Source organism: Synechococcus sp. CBW1108, assembly GCF_015840335.1.
In the GTDB taxonomy this organism is placed as follows: Bacteria; Cyanobacteriota; Cyanobacteriia; order PCC-6307; family Cyanobiaceae; genus Cyanobium_A.
This window is the reverse complement of the sequence record NZ_CP060395.1, coordinates 1,755,070-1,772,898: the sequence shown is the minus strand read 5'-3', so window position 1 is coordinate 1,772,898 and position 17,829 is coordinate 1,755,070. Positions and strand designations below refer to the sequence as shown.

Genomic DNA, 17,829 nt, shown 5'->3' with positions numbered 1-17,829 from the left:
AGGTGCGCCAGCACGTCAATCCGCTCAGCCGCTTCTTCCAGCAGCCCCGGCCCTTGCCGGCCCCGGCCGAGCTATTCCCCAGGCCCGGCCAGCCCCTCCATCTCGACATCGGCTGCGCCCGGGGCCGCTTCCTGCTGGCCCTAGCCAAGCAGGAACCCGGCTTCAATCACCTCGGCGTGGAGATCCGCCTGGCGCTGGTGGAGGCAGCAGAGGCCGAGCGCCATGCCCTGGGACTGGACAACCTCCACTATCTCTTCTGCAACGCCAACATCAGCCTGCAGGCCTGGCTGGCCTGCCTGCCGGCAGGACTGCTGGAACGGGTTTCGATCCAGTTTCCCGACCCCTGGTTCAAGCAGAAACACCACAAGCGGCGGGTGTTGCAGCCCGCCCTGCTGCAGGCCCTTGCCGGTGCCCTCTCCCCCGGCAAGGAGCTGTTTATTCAGAGTGATGTGCTGGCGGTGATCACACCGATGGTGCAGCTGATCGAAGCCAGCGGCGGCTTTGATCGACCAGGCTTTGATCAACCAGAATTTGAGCGACCAGATGAAGATCGGCGGCCCTGGCTAGCCACCAACCCCCTGCCCATCCCGAGCGAGCGGGAGGCATACGTCATGGCCCAGGGCTTGCCGGTGTATCGCGTGCTCTACCGGCGCAACAACAGTCCCCTGGCCCCCCTTGAAGAGCTGGAGGATCTGCCCAAAGGGGTTGATAATCCGGCCTGACGCCAGCCTTCGCCCCTTGAGCGCCCCCACCATTCCCTTCCTGCTGCGCTGGCAGGGCTCGCTGCAGCACGCACCCAGCGGTGCCCTCGGCAGGCAGCTGACCCTGGTGGCCGGGCTCGTGCTCTGCGCCCTGATGGCTGGCCTGCCCCTGGTGACCCGCAGCGGCCTGAGCCTGCTGGTGCTTGCCAGTGGCCTGCTGTGGCTGCTGATTGCCCTGCGCACACCCCCGGGACCCTTGGGGGAAATCGACCGCTGGATTCTGGCAATACTCTCCCTGGCCCTGCTGGCCACGGGGTTCTCGCCGGTGCCCCTGGCTGCCGCCAAGGGGCTGGTGAAACTGGTCAGCTACCTGGGGGTCTACGCCCTGATGCGCCAGCTGCTCAGCACCGCGCCGATCTGGTGGGACCGGATCGTGGCGGCCCTGCTGGCCGGGGAACTGGTCACCAGCGTGATCGGCATCCGCCAGCTCTATGCGGACACCGGCGAACTGGCCCGCTGGGCCGACCCCAATTCGGTGGCGGATGGCACGGTGCGGATCTACAGCACCCTGGAAAACCCCAACCTGCTGGCCGGATACCTCCTGCCCGTGCTGCCGCTGGCCCTGGTGGGCCTGCTGCGCTGGCCCGGGCTGGCCCGCAAGCTGTTTGCCCTGACGGCCCTGGTGCTGGGCCTGGCAGCCCTGGTGCTCACCTACAGCCGCGGCGCCTGGATGGGACTGGTGACCCAGGCTGGGGTGACCATCCTCTTGCTGGCCATCCGCGGCACCCGCACCTGGCCACCCCTCTGGCGCAAGCTGGCCCCCCTGCTGTTGCTGCTGGGCGGAGCGGCCCTGCTGGTGGTGCTGGTGACCCAGGTGGAACCCCTAAGGGTGCGGGTGATGAGCCTGCTGGCCGGCCGCGAAGACAGCTCCAACAACTTCCGCATCAACGTCTGGCTGGCCGCCCTGGACATGATTCAGGCCCGACCCTGGCTGGGGATAGGCCCGGGCAACGACGCCTTCAACCAGATCTATCCCCTCTTTCAGCAACCCAAGTTCAATGCCCTCAGTGCCTACTCCATCCCATTGGAGCTGGCGGTGGAGGCGGGAATTCCCGGCTTGCTGGCCGGCATCGGCCTGCTGGTGGCCAGCCTGCGCACCGCCACCAGCCTCTGGCGTGGCGATGGCTTCTTCAGCCTGCCGGCCCTGGCCGTGATCGCCGTGATCGCTGGTTTGGGGGTACAGGGCCTCACTGACACGATCTTCTTCCGGCCGGAAGTGCAGCTAAGTGGCTGGTTCTGCGTGGCCACCCTGGCGGCCGGGGCCACCCACGCCCGTGCCTGATCTGGCCCTGGTCGCCGGCTTTGATGCCGGCCAGACCCACACCACCTGTCGACTAGCTGCTGCCGGCAGCGGTGCGGTGTTGGCCGAAGGGCAGGGCCCAGGTGTGTGCCATCTGCTGGGGCCGAACGGCCCCGACCGCTTTGGCCGCGCCCTGGGCCAAAGCCTGCAGCAGGCCCTGGACCAGCTCAGCCCCGGGCGCCTGGTCGCTGCCGGGATTGGCGCCAGCGGCATCGAAGTGGGTACCCCCGTGCAGGATCAAGCCCGCCAGCTGGCGGCCGCCGCCCTGGGACTACCCCTGCAGGGCGTTTTGGTGACTGGAGATGAGCGCACGGCCCTGCGGGGGGCGATGGGCAGCCAGTCGGCCGGCATCGTGGTGATCAGCGGCACCGGCATGATCGCCGTCGGCCGCAACGGCGCCGGGGAGGAGCACCGTTGCGGGGGCTGGGGCTGGCTGCTGGATGGGGCCGGCTCCGCCATGGACATCGGCCGCGATGGGCTGGCCCTGACCCTGGAGATGGCGGATGGTCGCCGAAGTGATTCGCCCCTGAGAGCGCGGATCTGGGCCGGCCTGGGCCTGGACCCCGGCGACCCCCAGGCCCCCCAGGCGATCAAGGCCCGCGTGGTGGCGCCCGACTTCGGCGCCGCTGGCTTTGCCCGCCTGGCCCCCTTGGTGGCCGCCGCCGCCGCCGAGGGCGATCCGGCGGCGGCGGCAGTGGTGGAGCGCTCCGCCCAGGCCCTGGCCCGGATGGTGGCGACCATCAGCCAGCGGCTGGCGCTGGGGAACCCGCCGGTATGGCCCCTGGGCGGCGCCCTGGAACACCTCGAGCTGCTGCGCCAACGGTTTGCCGCGGCGCTCGCGCTCCACTGCCCGGGGACCAGGCTGGAGCAGGCAGCAGGGGATGGCTGCAGCGGCGCCCTGGCCCTGGCCCGGCTTTGCCTGGAGCCCTAAATCCAAGTAATTAGATCTAAGCCGCGTTGAGGTGCTGCTCGGCCTCCCTGGCCAGTTGGGAGGCCCAGTGATCCACCAACTTCTGATCGTCCGCCTCCACCATCAACCGCAGCAGGGGCTCGGTGCCACTGGCCCGCACCAGCACCCGGCCGCAACCGTCCATGGCCGCCTCCGCCGCATCTACGGCCAGGCGCAGGGGTTCGCACTGCTGCCACTGCTGGCGCCGCTGGCGGTCGGGCACCGTCACATTTACCAAAATCTGGGGATAGGGCTTGAAGCTGCTGTCCATCCAGCCAGCCAGGCTCTGGCCGGAACGGTGCAACAGGGTGGCCACCTGCAGGGCCGTAAGCAACCCGTCGCCACTCATGCCGTGGCGGGCCGAGAGGATATGGCCCGACTGCTCGCCGCCTAGACCCGCCCCCATCTGCTCCATCGCCTGGTGCACATATTGATCACCAACAGCGGTGCGCTCCAGCACTCCGCCCTTGGCCTGCCAGGCCCGCTCGAAGCCCAGATTCGACATCACGGTGGCAACGATCCGGTTTGCCGGCAGCTGGCCCTCAGCCAGTAGGGAGGTTCCCCACAGGTAGAGGATCTGGTCGCCATCGACCACCCGGCCCCGGCCATCAACCGCCAGCATCCGGTCGGCATCGCCATCAAAGGCAAAACCCATCGCAGCGCCCTGGTCGAGCACGGCCCGCCTAAGGGGCTCCAGGTGGGTGCTGCCACAGCCCACGTTGATGCGCTCGCCATCGGGTTCACCATGTAGCACCGTGAGCTTGGCTCCCAGGGCCCGAAAGACCGCCTCGCCACAGGCCGTCGCCGCGCCCCAGCAGAGGTCGAGCACGATCGAGCACCCATCCAGACGCCGCCCCAGCACGCTGGCCACCAGGGCCCGCTGGTAGTCGGCCAGCAGCTCCTGGCGAGCGTGCACGACCCCATTACCGCCGAAGCCACCGGCGGGCCCCACTCCCTGGAGCCCAGCCTCAATCGCCTGCTGCTGGCCGCGACTCAACTTGGCACCGGAGGCACCAAACACCTTGATGCCGTTGTCGTGGGGGGGGTTGTGACTGGCCGAAACCATCAGCCCGCCGGCCGCCCCCAGGCGACGGATCGCCCCAGGGATTGCCGGCGTGGGGCAAACACCCAGGGTCCACACTTCCCGGCCGGCGGCGGTGAGGCCCGCAGTGAGTGCGGCCACCAGCATCGGACCGCTGCAGCGGGAATCCATCCCAATCAACACCGGGCCGGATGGCGGCAGCACCTGGCCGCACCAATAACCCACCTGCATGGCCAAGGCCGGACTCAGCTGGGTGCCGACGCGGCCGCGGATGCCATCGGTGCCGAAACCGGCAACGCCACTCCGCAGGGGATGGCCAACGGGATGGGAAGCCAGCTCGGCCATGGACGGATGCCCCAGGGGGGCTCAGGCTACGTCGATCAGCGCCAACGACGGGGCCACCAAACCCAGCGCACCAGCTCCCCCAGGGCCCAGAGCAGCAGCAGCCCCACCAGCCAGCCAGGCAGCAAGTTCAGTGGCCACCAGGGCCTCAGCAGCAGCACCAAACCCACCCCAGCCAGCACCCGCAGCGCCCGCAGCCGCTGGGGCGCGCCCGGCAGGCTGGAAAGGTAGGGGGGAAGGGAGAAGGGAAGGGAGAGAGGAAGAGGATGGAATCGCACCAGCCAAGCCGGATCTAGTCCTGCCCAGAATGACCGAATCGCGCCGTCGATGAACCTGGCCCGCCTCCCCCTGTTGTTGGCCATCACCTGCCTGGGCAGCGGCACCCTCCTGGTGGGTGGCCGGGCGCTTCTCACCCAGATCCCTGCCGCCGATCCCACCACCCCCAGCAGCAGCCTGGCACTGGTGCGCGCCCTCAGCCTGGATCCGCAGCGACGGCGTGAGGCCAACCTGCTGCTGCTGGCCCGCCAGGGGCCTGACCCCGTCCTCAGCCGCCGGCTCCTACGGGGCCAGGGCTGGGGCAGGGATCCCCTGGCAGCTTTGGTGCTCAAGCGCGATGCCTTGGCAGCGGCAGCCCTTGGCGATGCTCCAGCGGCGCAAAAGCTCTGGCGGCAACTGCTGCGCCGCTTCCCCCAGACACCTGCTGCCGCCGATGGGCTCTACGCCCTGGGGCGCGACCAGCCCAGGCTGCGCAAGCTGCTGCTCCAGCGCTTCCCCGCCCACCCGGCCGCCCTGGCGGCGGCCCTGGAAGCAGGCCCCTCGGCCCCATCCAGGCGCGATGGGGCCCTGCACCTGGCCCGCCATGGCTTGCGCTGGCCCGGAGCCGGCGCGAAGTTCCGCCAGGCTTGCCAAAGCAAAACGGCCCCGCCCAACCCCCTCCAGCGGGACCAGCTGGCCCTGGCCCTGGCCCAGCTCGGCGACGGGGAAGCCGCCTCGGCATGCCTCCAGGGTCAGCCACCCGGCCCGGAAACCAAACTGGCCCTGGCCAAAACCCTGCTCAGCGGCAACGCCTCCCAGCAGGCCCTTGGCCAGGGCCTGCTGCTCGAGTTGGCCAGCTCCAGGCCCCACTCCCCCCTGGCCGTGGAGGCCGTCAGCCTGCTCAGCGACCAGCCAGGGGCCTCCAGCCTGCAGGCCCTCACCAGGCTGCCGGCAGCCCTGCAATACACAACCCCGGTTCAGGCCCGCCGCGCCCTCGACAGCCCTGGCAGCAGCGCCGTGCTGGCGGTGCTGCAACGCTGGCCCAACCATCCAGCCAGCTGGGAGCTGCAATGGCAACGGGCCCGCCAGGCCCTGCTGGCAGGTCAGTGGAGCGGGGCCCAGGTTTTCCTGAGCGCCCCAATCGAGCGCCATCTGCCAGTGGGGCTGGTGGGCCGCCAGCGTTTCTGGCTGGGCTTCAGCCAGTGGCAGCAGGGTCAACGCAACCAGGCCCGGGCAACCTGGAGCAACCTGCTCAAGCACCATCCCCATGGCTACTACGGCTGGCGGGCCGCGCTGCGGCTGGGGCGGGGCGATCTCAGCCTCGATCCGGCCGCCAGCCCAGCCCTGTCGCCTGCCGTCTGGCAACCGCTCGGCAGCGGCGATCGCGAGCTCGAGCGGCTCTGGCGACTGGACCAATCCCTGGAGGCCTGGGAGCACTGGCGCAGCCAACGCCCAGCCCCTCCCAGGGCCCCTGAGGAGCTGGTGCTGGAAGGCCGGCTGCGCCGGGCCGTGGGCGACCACTGGATCGGCCTGGGCCAACTGGAGCAGGCCAGCCTGCGGCTCCCCACCAACCAGGCCTGCGGCCTGGGCAGGGTGCTCGCCAGCAGTCTGCAGACCGCCAGCTTCGTTGCGGAACTGGAGCAGGCGGCGGCCGAGGCCGGCCTACCGGCGACCCTGCTGGCGGCCGTGGCCAAACAGGAATCGCGCTTCAGCCCAGGGGTGCGCTCCAGTGCCGGCGCCGTGGGGCTCCTGCAACTGATGCCGGAAACGGCCGCCGAGCTTGCTGGAGGTCCCTTGCCGCCAGGGGCCCTCAGCGATCCCGGGCGCAATGCCCGGCTCGGGGCCCTCTATCTCAGCAACCTGCGGCGCCAGTGGCAGGGCAATCCGGTGCTGATGGTCACCAGCTACAACGCCGGGCCCGGCGCCGTGGCCGGCTGGGTGAATCCCCAGCTGCAGCTGCAACCTGAACTGTGGATCGAGGCAATTCCCTATCCGGAAACCCGGCTTTACGTCAAAAAAGTGCTGGGAAATCTCTGGAGCTTCCAGCAGCGGCCCACACCGCGCTGTTAGGCACTGGGGTATTAGAAGCCGCTAGCAAGCCGGCGCCCCAGGGCCGCCCCGGCCAACACCAGTACACCCAGGGCCCCCGCCAGGAGCAGGGGCGGAGGAGCCACACGCACCCTGGCCAGGTCCAGGCGAGCCAGGAGCACCGTCGAACCCAGGATCAGCACATTGGCCAGCACCGCAAGGTGGAGCATGTAAAGCGCCACCACCGTCACGCTCAGCAGGCTGACCACCAGGCTCATCACCCGGCTGGCCGCCATCAAGCTGGAGATCCACTGCAGCAGCAGATCGGGCATGGTGCAGACCAGCACCACCAGCAGGGCATGGAGGAAATCAATCGACCAGAACAGGCTGGATAACTGGCCCATGCCCGAAGACGCCGCGCCCTCGAGCGGCTGGCTCCAATGCAGCCCTTCGTACACCGAAACCACCGCCAGAACCAGCAGCATCGGGGCCCGCACGGGCAACAGCAGCAGCCTCCAGATCGCCTTCACGGTTTTGATTTCACGGTGTCGCTTTCACGGGTGGGGCCAGCACCAGGGCAATCGCATCTAGGGGGCAACTCGGAATGCACTGCTCACAGACCAGACAGCGTTGCGCATCGAACTGCAACTGCCAGACGGGCTGATGCAGAGCCAGGGCCCCGCTGGGGCACACACTCGAGCAGAGGCCACAATCGACGCAAAGCTGGGCATCGATGCTGATCTGGGCCGGGGCCCGATTGAGCGAAAGCCCCTGGCTTTCCAGCCAGGTCTCCGCCGCGGCCAGCTCATCGATGTCACCCGACAGCTCCACCACCATGGTGCCGCTCTGGTTGGGCGCGATCTGGGCCTTGAGAATCTTGGCGGCAATGTCAAAGTCCACCGCCAGCCGATAGGTGATCGGCTGGTGCACCGCCTCGCGGGGGAAATGGAGGATGAGGCGCCGTTTCACAGGGAGGCCCCTTTGCCTTGCTCACAACGCTAGCAAGCACTGCCAAAGTGAGGTCATGGTGAATTCCCCCCCCACCCCAGCTCTGGGCCAGGGCGAAAGGCTGCTGCTACTGCTGCTGGCGGCCCTACTTGCCGCCGGCCTGCTGTGGTTCCGCGGTGGCCTCCACCCGGAAGCCCCGCTGGAGCGCCTGGCTCGCCAGTCCCTCGACCTGCAGGTGGCTCTCCACAACGGGAGGCCAACTCTGGTGGAGTTCTATGCCGACTGGTGCGAAGCCTGTCGCAGCATGGCTCCAGCCATGGAGAGAGTGGAAGTCCAGCACCGCGGCCAGCTCGATGTCGTGCTGCTCAATGTGGACAACCCCCGCTGGCAAGCGGAGCTGGAGCGCTATGCGGTCAACGGCATTCCCCAGCTTGAGCTGTTTGATGCCACCGGGGTGGCCGTGGGCCGGGCCATCGGCGCCCGCAGCGCCGGCGAACTGCAGGCCCTCAGCGACGCCCTGCTCAGCGGCCAGCCCCTGCCCCAGCTGGCGGGGGTAGGCCAGGTCAGTGCCCTTGGCAGCGATCCCGAGCCCAAGGCCGCAGAAGCTGGCACCATGGCCTCACCCCGCAGCCATGGCTGAAGCCGCCGTGTCCCTTGATCCCCGCTTCCGCGTTGAGCTGATCGCCGCCACCCCCAACCCGCAGCAGTGCGTCTATGCGGGCATGCACCAGGACTACAGCGAGGGGTTCGTGGCCGCCGATCGGGCCAACTGGCCCGATGAGACCCAAGCTGGCGAGATCTGCGTCAAACGGCTACTGGCCGGAGAGCGAGGCCACTACGGCCCCCTCGAGCACGCCCAGATCGTGCTCAATGTGGGCTGGTTTCCCCACTCGGTGATGCAACAGGCCCGCACCCACCGGGTGGGGGTGAGCTTTGATGTGCAGTCGATGCGCTACACGGGCGAGCGCATCTGCCGCGCCGCCCGGGGCGAACTGGAGCTGGAGGAGGTGTTCTATCTCCGGCCCGTTTGCGATTACAGCGACCGCAAGGGCAAGAAGTATCACTATTCGATAGGGCAGCGCGCTATCGATCTGGAGCTCTGCCGCGCCGCCGCCGAGCGCTACCGCGACCTGCTGGCCGCCGGCTTCGCCGAGGAGCACGCCCGCGGCATCCTGCCCTTTGATTACCGCCAGCACTTCGTGGTTAGCTTTACACTGCGGGCCCTGCTGCACTTCCTCGACCTGCGGGCCAAACTCGATGCCCAGCAGGAAATACGCGAACTCTGCGTCCTGATCTGGCCCCACCTGCAGGCCTGGGCCCCCCAGTTTGCCGACTGGTACGAGAAGAGCCGGCTGCACAAGGCTCGGTTGGCCCCCTAGCGGGCCATACCCCAGCGTCTGCTATTCCTCCGGCAGCCCTAAATACGCGCCAGGGTGACCCGCTCTGGTTGGTGCTGATACTTGCCAGCGCGATCATGATAGGTGGTTGCGCAGGGATCCCCCTCAAAGAACAACAGCTGGCAGATACCCTCGTTGGCGTAGATGCGGCAATCGGCTCCCGAGGAATTACTGAACTCAAGGGTGAGATGGCCCTCCCAACTCGCCTCAGCCGGCGTGGTGTTGACGATGATGCCTAGACGAGCATAGGTGCTCTTACCCAGGCAAATCACGGTGATATTGGCGGGCACTTTCATCTTCTCCAGCGCCACACCGAGGCCGTAGGAGTGGGCCGGCAGAATGAAATAGACCCCGTCCCCATCCTGATTTAGGGGTGCGGGCTCGAGGTTGGCGGGATTGAACCGCTTCGGGTTCACCACCGTGCCAGGCACGTGCCGGAAAATTAAAAACTCCTTAGCAGAGAGCCTCAGGTCGTAGCCATAGGAGGAGCAGCCGTAGCTGAGCACCGGCGAGCTAGCCGTATCCGGATCCAGGTGGCGCACCAGGCTCGACTGGAAGGGCTGAAGCATCCCGGAGGCGGCCTGCTCATTGATCCAGCGGTCGTTCTTGAGCATTGACGGGAAGGGGAAACAGGAACGACGGGGCCATCAAAAGCCCCTAGAGACCACGCCGCAGCTTGGTGACCTGGTCGGCCATGGCCATCAATTCAGGAGCCATGGCCGGGCCGGTCACAATGACATCCAGATGGACCGGACGGCGCTCCAGGGTGGCAAGCACCTCAGCTTTATCGAGATAGCCCAGCTCCACTGCCAGCCCGAGCTCATCAAGCACCAGCAGGTCTACTGCCCCACTGAGCAGCCGCTCTCGGCTGTAGGCCCACACCTGCTGCACTGCCGCTAGAGACTGGGCCGCCAGCGACTGGGCAGTCAACTCCTCAGACTGGCTGGCCGCCGGCTCCGAGATGCAGTAGGGCACCCCGGGCCGCAGCCACTGCAGGCGCCCACACAGCCAAAGGCTGCTTTCGAGCCCCTGATCCACCCCTCCCTTGAGCAACTGGCTCACCAGCACCCTGCTACCCAGGCCGGCGGTCCGCAGGGCCTGGCTCAACACCGACCCAAAACTGCCCCGAAACGGAGCCGTGTGAATCTGCAGCAGCCCCTCCTGTTGGGCTACCAGACGCAGCACGGGGGCCGGGGTGACTGGGGCAAGGGGCAAGCTGGCGGTCATGAACTCTCTGAAACGACAGCCGCTGATGGGCGACTGCGCGAAGCTGAATGTAGCGGCATCGGGTCGCTTCACAAGCATCCGACCCCATCCCTAGCGGAAACACCTGTACCAACGCCTATCGTCCCAGGGGGAGAGCCAGGAAACCGTGTGTATTGCTACAGGGATCCCTACAGGCGATCCTTAAGGTCCCGAGATATGCCAGAGCCGTAATGGTTGGCGCTACCCACGGATTCAGCCGTACCGCCAACACTCCAACCACAGGGGCCCCGGGTTCGGTGGCGGGTATGGGCAGTGCCAGTCAGGCGGGTCCCACCCTGCAGGAAGTGATCCGCGGGCTGGCCGGCAGCACTGCCGAAACAATAGAGCGGGGAAAAACTATCTTTTTCCCCGGTGATCCGGCCGAACGGGTCTATCTTTTGCGCCGCGGTGCCGTGCGCCTGTCACGGGTCTACGAATCCGGTGAGGAGATCACCGTTGCCCTGCTGCGTGAGAACAGCCTATTCGGCGTCCTCTCCCTGCTCACGGGCCAGCGCTCAGATCGCTTTTATCACGCCATCGCCTTCACCCGGGTGGAGATTGTCACCGCGCCGGCGACCTCCGTGCGCAAGGCGATCGAACAGGATGCCAGCGTGGGGCTCCTACTGCTTCAAGGTCTCTCCTCGCGGATTCTGCAGACCGAAACGATGATCGAAACCCTCACCCACCGGGACATGAGTTCACGGCTGGTCAGTTTCCTCCTGGTGCTCTGCCGCGACTTTGGGGTTCCCAGCAGCCAAGGAATCACCATTGATCTGCGTCTTTCCCACCAGGCCATCGCCGAAGCGATCGGCTCAACCCGGGTGACCATCACCCGATTGCTCGGGGATCTGCGCAACGATGGCCTGGTGCAGATCGACCGTAAGAAGATAACGGTGTTTGATCCCATCGCCCTGGCCAAGCGCTTCAGCTGAACTCCGGAGATACTGGGGCCGGTCGCAGACGCACGTGACGGGTTGGCTGCTGATCCTGACGCTGCTGGTGCTGGGCGGAGTGCTCTCCAACCTGGGCGACCGTCTGGGGAGCCGGGTGGGCAAGGCGCGGCTGAGCCTGTTCAGGCTGCGGCCCCGCAACACCGCCGTTCTGATCACGGTGCTCACCGGCAGCCTGATCAGTGCCATCTCCCTCGGCCTGATGCTGCTGGTGAGCGAACGCCTGCGCACAGGCCTGTTTGAACTCGACCAACTGGAGGAGCGCCTGGCCAATAGTCGTCGCCTGCTGGCCAGCAGTCAGCTGGAGCTCAACCGAGCCGAACAGGGCAAGCGAGATGCCCAGCAGCGCTTTGAGCAGGCCCAGGCCCGTGCCAGCAAGCTGCGGCAGGAACTGGCCCCCCTGGTCGCCCAGCGCAATCGCCTGGAGCAGGAGCGCTCCCGGCTCAACCTCGAAGTGCGGGACCGGGACGCGGAGATTGGCCGCACCGAGGCCGAATTGAGCCAGGTGCGCAAGCGAATTGCGGCGGGAGCCCAAGAGCTCAAGGATCTGGAAAGCAACCTGATCGCCCTGCGCCGCGGCGATGTGGTGATCACCAGCGGGCAAATCCTCTCCAGCGCCAAGGTGGCCCTGGAACGCCCCGAGCAAGCCCAGCAGGTGATCACGGCCCTTTTGCAGCAGGCAAACATCAACGCCTTCCGCCGGGTGTTACCGGGCCAACCACCGGATCGCCAGATCCTGCTGGTGCCCAGAAACGACATCGCCAAACTGGAGGAGCTGCTCGCCAAGCCCGGCCGCTGGGTGGTGAGCATCCTCTCGGCCGCCAACGTGCTGCGGGGGGAGCGCCAGGTGCTGGCCTTCCCCGACTTGCGGCCAAATCGACCCGTCGTCAAGGCCGGCGAGGTGCTGGCCAGCACCACGGTGGAGGGAGACCTCACCGGCCTAGATGGCATCAACCGCCGCTTGAACCTGCTGCTGGCGGCGGCCTATGCCCGCGCCCAGCGCCAGGGCACCCTGGTGGAGGGGTTGCAATTCGACGCAGCCAGCCTGAACCAACTGGGTCGGGCCCTGGGCGAAAGACCCGCTGGCCAGGTGGTGCAGCTGGAAGCCGTGGTGCTGCGCGATGCCGACACCCCCGATCCGATTGCAGTCGAGTTGCGCTGGTTGCGACCGCCGGCGGACGACATCCCGAGGGGGCCCCGGCGCCCATGACCGGCATGCAGGCGTCAGCGTTGATCGCCGGCCTCGACCCAGGCAACAGCAAATGTGGCCTGGTGCTGGCCGATGCATCCCAGGGGCAAGTCCTGGAGGCGGCAATCCTGCCTCCCCCAGCCAGCCAGGGCCTGCTGCAGGCCTGGCAGCAACGCGGCCTGGCCAGGGTGATTCTGGGCAACGGCACCGGCAGTCACCCCTGGCGCCCCCTACTGCGCCAACTCAACCTGGAGCTGACCCTGGTTGATGAGCGCGGCAGCAGCCTGGCCGCCCGCGAGCGCTACTGGGAGCTGGATCCGCCAAACCCCTGGATGCGCCTACTGCCCACCGGCCTGCGGCTGCCCCCAAGGGATATTGACGACGTCGTAGCCCAGCTGCTGCTGGAACGCTGGCTGGGGGAACCGCTGCGGCGCCGCTACGGCGAGGTGCTGCGCCAGTGGCCAGCGGATGGGTTTAAAAACGGGCCCGCACCGTGAACACATAGTCGCCGCCGGGTTCCAGCTGGTAATCCACCTTGAGCAGGTAGCGCAGCAAGGCGTCCTGGATCAGGGCCCGCCCTAGGGAGGGCTCCACACTCAGTTCGCCGCGGTCAAACGCCCAGCGGAAACTCCAGCGATACCCACCGGCACTGATTTCTCCCTCCAGCACCCGCTGGCTGAAGCTCTGATGCAGGACGCGGAGCTGGGCAGTGGTGGCGGGTAGCTGGGCCATGGACTCATGCTGGCGTGCCGTGGGGCTGAAAACCGTTGAGCCGATTCCCCGCCCGCTCCAGGCCCAGGCTTTGAATCAGACCAATCCCCGTTTCCACCTCACTGAGCACCGCCTCCAGCAGGGGCTGCTCGGCGGCACTGAAGCGCCCCAGCACGTGGCCGATGGTTTGGGCGCGGCGTTCGGCCGGATCCTCGGCGGGGGCCCCGATGCCGATGCGTAGCCGGGGAAAATCCTGGGTGCCGAGATGATTGATAGTGCTGCGCAGGCCGTTATGGCCTCCCGCACTACCCCTGGCCCGGAGCCGCAGCTTGCCCAAGGGCAGGTCCATGTCGTCGACCACAACGAGCAGCTGGGCCGGATCCAGGCCAAACCAGTCGAGGGCGGCACGAATCGAGCGGCCGCTTTCGTTCATGTAGGTCTGGGGCATCAACAGGCGCAGCCGGGCCGCACCCTGACCCACCTCGGCGAGCAGGCCGCGCAGCTTGGTCTGCTGGCGAAAGGAGGAGCCTGCGGCGGCGGCCAGCCGCTCGAGGGCCATGAAGCCAACGTTGTGGCGGGTGGCGGCGTAGTTGGCCCCGGGGTTACCCAGACCTGCCACCAGCTGTAGGGCCGAACTGGTCGCAATCACCCGAGCTCAGGCGGGCGGGCCGTCAACGGGCTGGTGCAGCCCTCCAGCTTCGGACTGAACTACCTGCCCGACCGCCTGGCCAACGGCTTGACCTACCGCCTGCCCAACTGCCTGAATCTCGCCAGGTCGCACCTCGGGCAGGTTGGCAGTGGTGATTTCAGTAGTGGTGACGTCGGCAGTAGTGATGGCTGATTTGAATTCCTTCTCGAATTCGGAGGAGGCCGACTGGAACCCCTTGAGGGTGCGACCCAGGGTTTTACCTAGCTCCGGCAAGCGCTTCGGGCCGAACACCAGAAGCCCGATGGCGGCGATCACCGCCATTTCGGGAAGTCCAATGCCAAAGATGTTCATGGAACCGGTTCTGGCAGGGGAGGAATGGCCGCGGCCTCAGCCAAGTCCATTCCAGTTGACCGTGATGCCCTCTAGCAGCAGCGACTTGTTGTACAGCTGGAGAATCACCAGCAGGAACACCAGGAACAGCACCATGAAGATGCCCATCACGGGCGTGGTGCCCCAACCGGGAACAACCTTGCCGTACTCGGAATTGAGTGGCCGCAGGATGTCGCCGAGGCGGGTGCGTTGGGCCATGTCTGCAGAAGCCCCTCGGGCATTGAATCGCTCCCGTTACTGTAAGGGGCCTGAGCGCCCTGCCGCGCTTGGGCGTCGAGAGTTGTGACGCAACCCGACACCTGCACCTTTCCCTAGCCATGGATCCAACCACCACCAGCTCACCGGCCCTCTCCGTGGCCCTTGCCGTGCTGGCGGTGCTCCTGGCCCTCACCGGTTTTGGGGTCTATCAGGCCTTCGGCCCCCCGTCAAAGGGTCTCACCGACCCCTTCGACGACCACGACGACTGAGAGACGACTAAGGGAAGACTGAGAAGCGCCAAAAACCGATGCTCCAGGGCAGCAGCAAGCAGGGATCCCCGCCTGGCAGCTGATCTAGGGGCAGGGGCCTCTCCAGCCCATCGAGACGCTGCAGCAACTGCCAGTTGGGGCCCAATTTCAGGCGGCGGCGACACGGGGAGCAGTTCTGCACGGTCAGCACCACTGTTCCTGTCGCCCCAGAAGGCCGGCAACCCAACAGCAGCAAGCCCTCCCCCAGGCAAGGCAAGGACGGGCGCGGGGCAGGCCGGGCCTGGACCGCCGCCGGCCGCAGCCAGAGAGGCTCGCGAAAGGCCACGGCTTGCTGGGGCACCCCGGCGCGGCCCCAACCCAGGCGACAGGGCATCAGGGCCAGCCGCAGCCGCTGGCGGCCGTTATCGGCGCCAGGGTCAGGCCAGGTGGGGGCCCGCAGCAGGGACACGCCCAGCTGGCTCGGGCTCGCCGAAACCCCCTGGGGGCCATCGAGTAACACCGCCAGACCCCCATCTGCAGCCACCGACGCGATCCAGCTGATCGCCGCCACCTCCCAGCGGGCCCGCTCCCGGGCCGTGACCGGCTGGGCCGGCCGCTCGAGCACCCCCCCGGAGGTGTCGGCAGCCCAGCGGTCCGCCGGCTGGGCCAGGGGGACCTCCAGGCGCAGCAACTCGTGGCGCTGGCGCCAATCAACGCTCAGCACCAATTCCAACCAGGGGGTGTTGGCCAGCAAGCGCCCCTCCAGCCGCAGCCGGCTGGCACCGCAACAGCCGCGCCACAGAAAACTGGTGCAGAGCGGTCCGCACTCGAGCCAGGTCGGCTCGCCCTGCCAAGCCCACTCCAGCGGCTGCTCCCGGTAGTCGGCGGCGATATCCCAGGCATCCCAGAACTCACCCCGATCGGCGTAGCGCCGCCAGGCCAGGGGAGCCCCGAGCTGGGGCTGGCCCGTGCCATCCCAGAGCTGCTCCAGGCCCTGGGGGCCCAGCTCAAAGCTCACCAAACCATTGCCGCAGCGCCAGCCCTCGACCCACACGGGCGCTGCCACGCCAGCGGGGGATCCGGCCCTGCGCTCCAGCTCTAGATCCAGCTCCAGCTCCAGCGCATCCACCCCGGCCAGAGCAGGCAACTGCAGCCACTGGCCGCCGCCGCGGGCCGCCTGGGCCGGCAGCTCAAGGCCGGTATGGCTCCAGCGGCCCGCTGGCAACCTCAGGGTGCGGGCCCGAGCTGCCAGGGGCTGCAGCTGGGCAACCCACCAGCCCCGGCAGGGCCCTAGCCAGGCCTGCAGGGCCCGATCCCTTAGGAAGCAGGCGCGGCGGCGGGCGGCCCGCCACTGGGGCTCAGCCTGGTCAAACACCTCCGGAATCGAGGTGCCCGGCAGGATGTCGTGAAACTGCTGGAACAGCAAGGTCTCCCAGGCAACCGACGGGCCTGAACCGGCCAACGCCTGGGCCAGATCCGCCTCCCTCAGCAGGCGCTCCAGGGTGCGGTTGTGGCGCTTTTGATCGGGACGGGAGGTGGCGCAGCCCCGGTGCAGCTCCAGGTAGAGCTCATCGCGCCACACCGGCAGCCGCCGGGCCAGCGGCTCGAGCTCGGCCAGGTAGGCCCGCAGGCTGCCGTGCCGCTGGGGTGCGGCCTCGTCTTGCTGTTGCCAGAGCCGCAGCTGCTCAAGCATTTCTGCCGTAGGGCCGCCGCCATGGTCGCCAACCCCAGGCAGCCAGAGGGTCCCGTCCACCCCCGTCGCCGCCTGCCAGGCCAGGCGATAGCGCTCCATCGCCAGCGGATCCCCATCGGTGCCGATCGGGGCAGTCATCAGGGCCAGCAGCTCGGCACCACAGCGGCTGCGCCAGCGAAACAGCCGGTGGGGAAAGGGATTGGTAGCGTTCCAGAAGAGCTTGTGGGTGCAGAACCAACGCACGCCAGTGCTGCGGGCCACGGCCGGCAGACCGGCGGCGAAGCCAAAGCTGTCCGGCAGCCAGGCCAGGGCGTGCTCCAGCTCCGCAAAGGTGGTGGTGCTGTAGTGCTGGCCCAGCTGAAACTGGCGCAACAGCGAGGCGCTGCTGATCAACACACAATCGCTCTCTACCCAGGGACCATTGATCGGCTCGAACCGACCGGCTGCGACCGCCCGGCGCAGGCGGGTGAACAGCTCAGGCCTGTACTGCTCCAACCAGGCGTAGAGGGCCGGCGTGGAGTGGGCGAAATGGAGCTCGCCGAAGCGCTCGATCAGATCCAGTGCAGCAGAGAAGGTGCGCTCGGCCGCCTGCCAGGTATCGGCCACCGGCCACAGCCAGGCCAGGTCCAGGTGGGCGTGGCCTAGCAGGTGGAAGCCGCCGCGCAGGGGCTGGCCGGCCCGCAGCTGGGCCAGCTCAGCCTTGGTTTCGGCCAACAGGCCGGCGGGGTCCGCCGGATCCAGGGGTTCGAGCTCCAGGCGACTCTCGATCAAGGCCCCGTCGTCGTGGAGAGGGCTGCGCAGCCGCAGCTCAATCAGCAGGGCCTCCCCCTGCCACCAGCGCTGGGGCAACACCCAGCGACAGGCCGTATCAAACAGATCGCCGCCATGCACTACCTGGCCATCCACCCGCAGTTCGGCCTTATCAGCCCACCAGCGCAACACCAGACGGGCCTGGGCCACCTGAGCGGGAACCTGGAGCTGCCGCCAGGGATCCGGACAGGCCAGCTCCAGCCTCAGCCGGCGCCACTGGCCACCCCGGGGCCAGATCAGCAGTCCCCGCGAGTGCCAGTCGGGGCGATGCAGCGCCCCCCAGGGATCGGCCAGGGCCTGGCCCTGGCCACCCTCGGCCTGTGGCCAGCTCCACAGCGGCTGCAGATCCCATCGGGCTCCGCGGGGCTGCGAACGTGACTGAAACGTTTCAATCCTCGGGGGCTGCCCTGGTGGAGGGGCCTCGGGCATCGTTGGATAGCAAGCCAAGACCCATAGGATGATCCCGCCGCCGCGGGGTCGAGCAGGCTCCCCCAAGCGCCTGTCACTCCCTGTCACCCGTCCGCTGTTCCCCAAGGCCGAACCATGCTCGCCCTCAAGATCTCGGTTTACTCGGTCGTTTTCTTCTTTATCGGGATCTTCGTGTTTGGCTTCCTGGCAAGCGATCCCAGCCGCACCCCCAGCCGTAAAGACCTCGAAGACTGACCACTGGGGCCTAAGGCCGCCGGATCTCTATGGAATAATCCCGCCAATAGGGCGATTATCC

Annotated in this window: 22 protein-coding genes; 11 read left to right on the top strand and 11 right to left on the bottom strand. The window is 67.7% G+C overall.

The genetic code is table 11. From position 1 onward, the window contains the following. Positions 1-2 precede the first annotated feature (2 nt). Genes trmB through H8F27_RS09520 form a run of 3 tightly spaced genes read left to right on the top strand, consistent with a single transcriptional unit; the run spans position 3 to position 2,992 of the window. Positions 3-722: a tRNA (guanosine(46)-N7)-methyltransferase TrmB gene (gene trmB / locus H8F27_RS09530; protein WP_197147902.1), complete on the top strand. Its 720-nt coding sequence runs from the start codon at positions 3-5 to the stop codon at positions 720-722. A gap of 16 nt (positions 723-738) precedes the next feature. Next, entirely contained in the window at positions 739-2,043 is a 1,305-nt protein-coding gene (locus tag H8F27_RS09525; RefSeq protein ID WP_231596176.1) for an IctB family putative bicarbonate transporter, read from the top strand. A 1-nt stretch (position 2,044) separates the two neighbouring features. Further along, positions 2,045-2,992, top strand: a complete 948-nt coding sequence (locus tag H8F27_RS09520) for an N-acetylglucosamine kinase (RefSeq protein WP_197153482.1) — start codon at positions 2,045-2,047, stop codon at positions 2,990-2,992. A gap of 16 nt (positions 2,993-3,008) precedes the next feature. On the opposite strand, the gene glmM is transcribed toward H8F27_RS09520, so the two are convergent. Further along, positions 3,009-4,397 carry a phosphoglucosamine mutase gene (gene glmM, locus H8F27_RS09515; protein ID WP_197147901.1) on the bottom strand — a complete coding sequence of 463 codons (1,389 nt, stop codon included), beginning with the start codon at positions 4,395-4,397 and terminating at the stop codon, positions 3,009-3,011. A gap of 35 nt (positions 4,398-4,432) precedes the next feature. Further along, positions 4,433-4,672 carry a hypothetical protein gene (locus H8F27_RS09510; RefSeq protein ID WP_231596175.1) on the bottom strand — a complete coding sequence of 80 codons (240 nt, stop codon included), beginning with the start codon at positions 4,670-4,672 and terminating at the stop codon, positions 4,433-4,435. Positions 4,673-4,721: 49 nt separating this feature from the next. On the opposite strand from H8F27_RS09510, the gene H8F27_RS09505 reads away from it, so the two are divergent. Then, positions 4,722-6,719 carry a lytic transglycosylase domain-containing protein gene (locus tag H8F27_RS09505; protein WP_197147900.1) on the top strand — a complete coding sequence of 666 codons (1,998 nt, stop codon included), beginning with the start codon at positions 4,722-4,724 and terminating at the stop codon, positions 6,717-6,719. Positions 6,720-6,730: 11 nt separating this feature from the next. Here H8F27_RS09505 and H8F27_RS09500 read toward each other — a convergent pair whose 3' ends face one another. Both H8F27_RS09500 and H8F27_RS09495 read right to left on the bottom strand, forming a co-directional pair. Continuing rightward, complete coding sequence (locus H8F27_RS09500) at positions 6,731-7,207, bottom strand: hypothetical protein (protein ID WP_197147899.1); 477 nt, start codon at positions 7,205-7,207, stop codon at positions 6,731-6,733. Positions 7,208-7,217: 10 nt separating this feature from the next. Further along, positions 7,218-7,646 (bottom strand): NIL domain-containing protein, encoded by a 429-nt coding sequence (locus H8F27_RS09495; protein ID WP_197147898.1) that lies wholly within the window; start codon positions 7,644-7,646, stop codon positions 7,218-7,220. Between the two features lie 55 nt (positions 7,647-7,701). On the opposite strand from H8F27_RS09495, the gene H8F27_RS09490 reads away from it, so the two are divergent. Together H8F27_RS09490 and thyX are read left to right on the top strand one after the other, a co-directional pair. Further along, the gene (locus tag H8F27_RS09490) at positions 7,702-8,265 is read left to right on the top strand and encodes a thioredoxin domain-containing protein (protein WP_197147897.1); all 564 of its coding nucleotides are present in this window, start codon (positions 7,702-7,704) and stop codon (positions 8,263-8,265) included. Beyond that, positions 8,258-9,004, top strand: coding sequence for an FAD-dependent thymidylate synthase (thyX, locus tag H8F27_RS09485; RefSeq protein WP_197147896.1), 747 nt, complete (start codon positions 8,258-8,260; stop codon positions 9,002-9,004). The genes H8F27_RS09490 and thyX overlap by 8 nt, the downstream gene beginning before the upstream one ends. Positions 9,005-9,042: 38 nt before the next feature. On the opposite strand, the gene dcd is transcribed toward thyX, so the two are convergent. Next, a complete protein-coding gene (gene dcd / locus H8F27_RS09480; protein WP_197147895.1) occupies positions 9,043-9,636 on the bottom strand; it encodes a dCTP deaminase in 594 nt (197 codons plus the stop codon). Positions 9,637-9,679: 43 nt separating this feature from the next. Then, positions 9,680-10,249, bottom strand: a complete 570-nt coding sequence (locus H8F27_RS09475; protein WP_197147894.1) for a cob(I)yrinic acid a,c-diamide adenosyltransferase — start codon at positions 10,247-10,249, stop codon at positions 9,680-9,682. Positions 10,250-10,533: 284 nt separating this feature from the next. Here H8F27_RS09475 and ntcA point away from each other — a divergent pair, with 284 nt between their 5' ends. The 3 genes from ntcA to H8F27_RS09460 are packed head-to-tail and all read left to right on the top strand — an operon-like array spanning position 10,534 to position 12,903. Next, positions 10,534-11,199: a global nitrogen regulator NtcA gene (gene ntcA / locus H8F27_RS09470; RefSeq protein WP_370594404.1), complete on the top strand. Its 666-nt coding sequence runs from the start codon at positions 10,534-10,536 to the stop codon at positions 11,197-11,199. A 34-nt stretch (positions 11,200-11,233) separates the two neighbouring features. Beyond that, positions 11,234-12,427, top strand: coding sequence for a DUF3084 domain-containing protein (locus H8F27_RS09465; protein WP_197147892.1), 1,194 nt, complete (start codon positions 11,234-11,236; stop codon positions 12,425-12,427). Continuing rightward, on the top strand, positions 12,424-12,903 hold the full coding sequence (locus tag H8F27_RS09460) for a resolvase (RefSeq protein WP_231596174.1): 480 nt from the start codon (positions 12,424-12,426) through the stop codon (positions 12,901-12,903). The genes H8F27_RS09465 and H8F27_RS09460 overlap by 4 nt, the downstream gene beginning before the upstream one ends. On the opposite strand, the gene H8F27_RS09455 is transcribed toward H8F27_RS09460, so the two are convergent. From H8F27_RS09455 to psbH, 4 genes are read right to left on the bottom strand one after another with little or no spacing between them, the layout of a single operon-like run. Beyond that, positions 12,881-13,138 carry a DUF3146 family protein gene (locus H8F27_RS09455; RefSeq protein ID WP_197147891.1) on the bottom strand — a complete coding sequence of 86 codons (258 nt, stop codon included), beginning with the start codon at positions 13,136-13,138 and terminating at the stop codon, positions 12,881-12,883. The two genes, H8F27_RS09460 and H8F27_RS09455, sit on opposite strands and share 23 nt — an antisense overlap. 4 nt (positions 13,139-13,142) lie before the next feature. Further along, on the bottom strand, positions 13,143-13,763 hold the full coding sequence (pth, locus tag H8F27_RS09450; RefSeq protein WP_197153478.1) for an aminoacyl-tRNA hydrolase: 621 nt from the start codon (positions 13,761-13,763) through the stop codon (positions 13,143-13,145). A 9-nt stretch (positions 13,764-13,772) separates the two neighbouring features. Beyond that, positions 13,773-14,117, bottom strand: a complete 345-nt coding sequence (locus H8F27_RS09445) for a TatA/E family twin arginine-targeting protein translocase (protein ID WP_231596173.1) — start codon at positions 14,115-14,117, stop codon at positions 13,773-13,775. Positions 14,118-14,153: 36 nt separating this feature from the next. Beyond that, complete coding sequence (psbH, locus tag H8F27_RS09440; RefSeq protein ID WP_190388692.1) at positions 14,154-14,354, bottom strand: photosystem II reaction center phosphoprotein PsbH; 201 nt, start codon at positions 14,352-14,354, stop codon at positions 14,154-14,156. Positions 14,355-14,473: 119 nt separating this feature from the next. Between psbH and psbN the strand changes: the two genes are divergently transcribed. Next, positions 14,474-14,623, top strand: coding sequence for a photosystem II reaction center protein PsbN (gene psbN / locus H8F27_RS09435; protein ID WP_197147890.1), 150 nt, complete (start codon positions 14,474-14,476; stop codon positions 14,621-14,623). 7 nt (positions 14,624-14,630) lie between these two features. Here the strand turns inward: psbN and H8F27_RS09430 are convergent, their stop codons facing one another. After that, positions 14,631-17,534, bottom strand: coding sequence for an alpha-mannosidase (locus H8F27_RS09430; protein WP_197147889.1), 2,904 nt, complete (start codon positions 17,532-17,534; stop codon positions 14,631-14,633). Positions 17,535-17,648: 114 nt separating this feature from the next. Here H8F27_RS09430 and H8F27_RS09425 point away from each other — a divergent pair, with 114 nt between their 5' ends. Next, entirely contained in the window at positions 17,649-17,768 is a 120-nt protein-coding gene (locus H8F27_RS09425; RefSeq protein WP_006172424.1) for a photosystem II reaction center protein I, read from the top strand. Positions 17,769-17,829: the final 61 nt, after the last annotated feature.